This is a genomic window from Myxococcaceae bacterium JPH2 (assembly GCA_016458225.1).
Classification (GTDB): domain Bacteria; phylum Myxococcota; class Myxococcia; order Myxococcales; family Myxococcaceae; genus Citreicoccus.
Genome location: JAEMGR010000073.1, coordinates 1 through 4,669 on the forward strand (window position 1 = coordinate 1; position 4,669 = coordinate 4,669).

Consider the following 4,669-nt stretch of genomic DNA (forward strand, 5'->3'; position numbering starts at 1 on the left):
CCCGGACATCACGCTCCACCAGCGTCACCTTGTCGAAGTGGTCCGCGAGCACCCGCGCGCTCAGGAGCCCCGCCATGCTGCTACCGATGACCACGGCGCTTCCGAATCTGCGTCCAGGGTTTTCCAAATCCCAATCCTCCAAGGCGTCATGTCGTGGCGCTGCGGGTCGGAGGGGTCCGCCTTCCCCAGAGTCGCTCGCCCCCGCCGAGGAGACTGCACATCACCGGTCTGACATGCCCTCTCGAACCCGGGGCTCGAAAGCTGCGTAACCGACCGACTGGTGACGTTCGAAGGATGCACCCTTCCGCTCGCGCCACAGGGTAGCGGCGCGTGGGGGGTCCTGGTCGCCAAGGCTTGCGTAGCGTCAGGAGGTGTCAGGCGCGGAGGCAGAGGACGGCTGCCAGCGGTGTGGCAGCAACTCGCCCAGACGTGACGCGGGGTGGCTGCAAAGGCGCATCAGCACGTCGCTCGCCGGACGGTTACTGACCGGGTAGTAATAGAGGCTGTTACTCTCAACCTGGGCCACCCTTATTCCGGCCAACCCAAGCTCAATGGTCGTCAGGACCTGCCGCTCGTGTTCGAGGATTCGAGAATCACAACCCCCCCCTCACCAAGCGAACGAGGCTTCACTTTTATGTTGAATGCATTCGCAAAGCTTGCCCGAAGCCCAGGCGGAAGTCTCTGGGCTCGAAGATAGTCAATGACGATTTGTCGCATGATAAATGTCGAGAACGAGCTGGATAGCCTATTTTGCAGGGCCACCGCACTCTTCACTTCGGCTCTATCCTTCTCGTGATCGAGGCGCACCGCGAACTCAATCAAATCAAAACCAACGCCAAGCCCATCGGCTCGTAGCACATCCAGTGCAGGAAAAATGTGAGAAGAGCCGAGCGCCGTTGCAGTTCTGCGCACCAATCCGTGACCAACAGCAAGCGCCAACTGGAAAATCGCGTCGTCGGCACGTTCCTTAGTCTCTGCCAGATTTGCAACACGCTTGGTTGTCGTCAGATAATGGGCAATGGCTTCTCGGAGGTCATCCCTGGTTGTGCGTACTGCACCTGCAAAATGACTCACAGTCCTGAGTGACAGATTCAGCAAGCTCCTCACAGCGCGGAGCTTGAGCTCTCGAGGTAGCAGTCCCGGGAAGCTTCGCACTACTTGCCCTATGAGTTGAAGCGCCTTTATGCAGGTGTGATAGTTGTTGATTTGGTCTAGAATTTCGTTATCTTCCGCATGGAGTGCGTCGCGAAATCGTTCAACGTCGTCCTGCTCTGTCCGATACTGGCGAATTCCTTCTTGCTGGTCGGCTTCAATTTCAGCAAGAAGCTCTTTGGACCACGGGGCTTTGCCTCCAAAGTCAACACTCTCAAGGTTTGCGGCGGACTGGTCGGCAAAAAGCCGATCCGCAACATCAACGAGCCTTGTTATTGACTCAAGATCGCGCGAGAAATGAAGATAAAACATCACAATATTGGATGATGCATCTGTGTGGAGAGTACTGAAGAGTCGATTAATCTCGAGCGAGGCGTCAGCTCGTCTGTCCGGATCTTGCTTGTATATCTGCAGTGCCTTGGCGCACGACAAGTAGTATATGTGGGAATATCTGAAGCGAACGTTGCCATCGCGAACAATCAGCATTCGTGCATTCGTGAGGCTAAGCCTGATGTCGTCGATGGAAAATTCGGTCAGCGTGCTTTTCATGAACAGAAGGGCGACCCTATCAAGTTCCCCTTCGGGCATCTCGCGGCTGCCGCGCCTGAGCATATGAATGGCAAGCTCTGCGAGAAATGTCTGGAGAAAATCAATTGGTATATGATTGGCATTTCTGTTGAGTGCGGAATAGAGGAGCACCTCATAAATAGCGCCATATGCACCGGCAGACAGGTCGGTGTTGGTTCCTGCATCACGGGCTTGAAGCAGGGTTAGTACGCAGATTGGATAGCTAGGAAAAATTCCTCGACCGACATGGTTGCTAACGTAGCGTTCGGATTCAGACACCTTGCGTTCAAACGCACTTTCATCTGCAAGGAGGTCTGAGCCGATCCTGTACCATTGCTCAATAAGCTCCCGCCGTGAGCGATGGCCTAGTTCGGAAACCACAATATGCTGAAAGTCTAAAAGCGCTGGCAGCTCTTCGTGTGAGAATATTTCTTGGATATTGAAGAGGTCGCTCACAAATGCGATGACTCGCCCAAAGAGCTGTGCTGCGGCGTTGAGAAGGTTGAGCAGTTTGGATACGGGGAGTGGGCTTGAGTCGAAATTATCTATAATGAGCGCGATTCTGCCTGGGTCATTCTGTCGCAGTGCCTCAAGCTCGATGCCATCGTACTGTTTGGTGCAGATGTTTTCACAGAAGACGAGGAGCTCGTCGGCGGATGTCGCTCTAACTGAAGCTCCGTCAATGAGCAGTGCGGTTATTCCGTCAGCTATGAAGTCGAGCGCTAGAGATTTGGCAATGGAGGTTCGCCCCGAGCGCTCTGTTCCTTCGATCACCTGCTTTTTGAATGTGCGTAATTTTTGATGAGACTGATCGCCTGAGTAAGCTATGGCAGTCCCCTTGACTAGGCGGCGAAATGAACGTATCGCAATATCTGGCCAGACAAAGAGGTCTTCCAGGTGAAGGGATTCTGCTCGTGGATGGGTGAAGTTTGCTCCTATGTCTCGCAGGTCGGAGAGGAAGGCTTTTCGTGGCTTGGCATTCGAGTGGGCCGCTTTCCCAATGCGCTCCAGTCTGATGGGGTCAGACCTGCTAGCTTGGTAGGAGCCTGTGGTGCCCTTCCAGGTGAAGGTGACTCGTGTTAGCGTCTTGCTGTTTAGGCTGATTTTGAGAAGACTAAAGCCGCTACGCTGACCATCGGACTGTAGCGCTGGCGCATCTATGATGAGCGCGCTAGTGCCGCTCGGGCGACCAATTTCGGTAATGTCGCTGGCGTGTTCGTGACCTACGAGAAGCATGTCGACGTTGTCGAGAAGAGAATCTCGAAATGCTCTTGCACTCCCCGGTGCTTGCCAGTTAGCGGGATGGTGAATGAATGCGATGCGAAAATCTGCATTGTTTTGCGGGGTGTTGATGCTTTTTTGGGGGGCAGCAAGAGTTCCAGGCTGCTCCCTCTTGGTGGACAGCCATGCGCTGTTGAGCCCTAATAATTCGACCTTGTGACTTCCTAGACTGATGGTGTCGAGGTATCCCGCCTGTTCCGTTGCTGAGCGCGAACGCCCCGAGATGCTTTTTTCGAAGTCCCAAAAAGCTGACTGGACGACTAGGCAGGGCTCTATGATTTCTTGTGGTGCTTCGTGAGCGGTGTCACTCTGCTTTAGCTGATTGATCAGGGTGTCGCGGAGTGTGCTTGGCTTGCTAAAATCACAGTCGTGATTTCCTGGGACCGCAAAGCTGTGGATGCTTATGTTTTGTTTTTGCGATCGAATCTCACTGCATATATCTGAAAACAGCCGCTTGGCTTCGGCGTATTCTGTTTCTTTTCCGGAGTATGCAACATCGCCCGATGCTATTATGACTAAATCGCAAACTCCCTCGATTTGGGGTTGGATTGCCCGGGCAATTTTCTGCCCTTTGCCAGAGATTAGGTTCCCCTTTTCGCTGAGGTGGATGTCGGATAGATGGATGATGGCAAAGGTCATGCGAACTCCATTGGTTCTTGAATGGTGCAGATTTGCATGCCTGGGATGGGTGAGCAAGGTGAGGGACGGTTAATTGCCGTGGTCCGACTTGACCCTCCTGGCTGTGTGGTCAGATTGATGTGGAGAGAAGAATGCCATTGCGGGGCAACCGCTAACGAACGTTGAGGCGTGGTCGCCTAGTCCTACAGTCGTAGATTGAGACGAGCGCCGTGAGCCCGATAATGGCAGACGATGGCGACGGCTTGATGGTGGCGGCGCCAGCGACTCCACGCCAAGACGTGCTCAACTGGGGCGACAGCACGTCGGAGCAGGGCTAGCAGCAGCCCGCGCACCTCTTGGACGGAGAATCGGACAAGGAGAGTCAATGCAGGCCGCGCCGACCGAGAAACGCCCGCATGGGGTTTCTTCGCGTCGGCAGGCCGAGGGCTTTTGGGGGCAAACCCTCCTGAGGCCCAAGGTTGGCCAGTGCCCGTGCCGCGGCAAGGAAGACGTGAGCCACCAAGCACAGAGTCATGTGTCGGTGCCACGCCGTCCACGTGCGCACCTCATAGTCAGCCAGGCCCACTTCGCCCTTGGAGGACTCGAAGTCCTCCTCAATCACCCACCGACTGCCGGCCACTCTCACCAGCGAAGCCAATGAGGCATTGCGGCGGGCATGGGCCACGTAGAAGGCCACCTTCCCATCCGAGAGACTGCGCCGGAAGAGGAGCCAGCGAGACAGCCCCAGGTGGCGATTGAGGCGGAGCCGAGCCCACTCGTAGAGGCGAGGGCCCTTGGTGCCCGCGCCCGCGGACATGCACACCCATGCCTCTGGCGGGACTTCTCGTAGCGCGTCTGCCGGCTTCACCTGCACGAAGCCGCGCCACACATGCGTGTTGGACGCCACCGTCAGCACATAGGGCTGGTGCAAGTCTTCCAGGAAGCGGCGCAGGGTGGAGTCGCGTCCATACACTTCATCACCCACCACCCACGCGGGCTTCAGGCCCGAGGCCAGCGCCCGTTGCAGCAGGCCCTGCGCCAGGGCGGGCTT

At 56.1% G+C, this 4,669-nt stretch carries 2 protein-coding genes; both read right to left on the reverse strand.

What is annotated here, in order from left to right:
- Window positions 1–558: 558 nt before the first annotated feature.
- A complete protein-coding gene (locus JGU66_36110) occupies window positions 559–3,639 on the reverse strand; it encodes a metallophosphoesterase (GenBank protein MBJ6766201.1) in 3,081 nt (1,026 codons plus the stop codon).
- A 361-nt stretch (window positions 3,640–4,000) separates the two neighbouring features.
- Window positions 4,001–4,669: transposase (locus tag JGU66_36115; protein MBJ6766202.1), on the reverse strand; the 669-nt coding region annotated here is incomplete at its 5' end.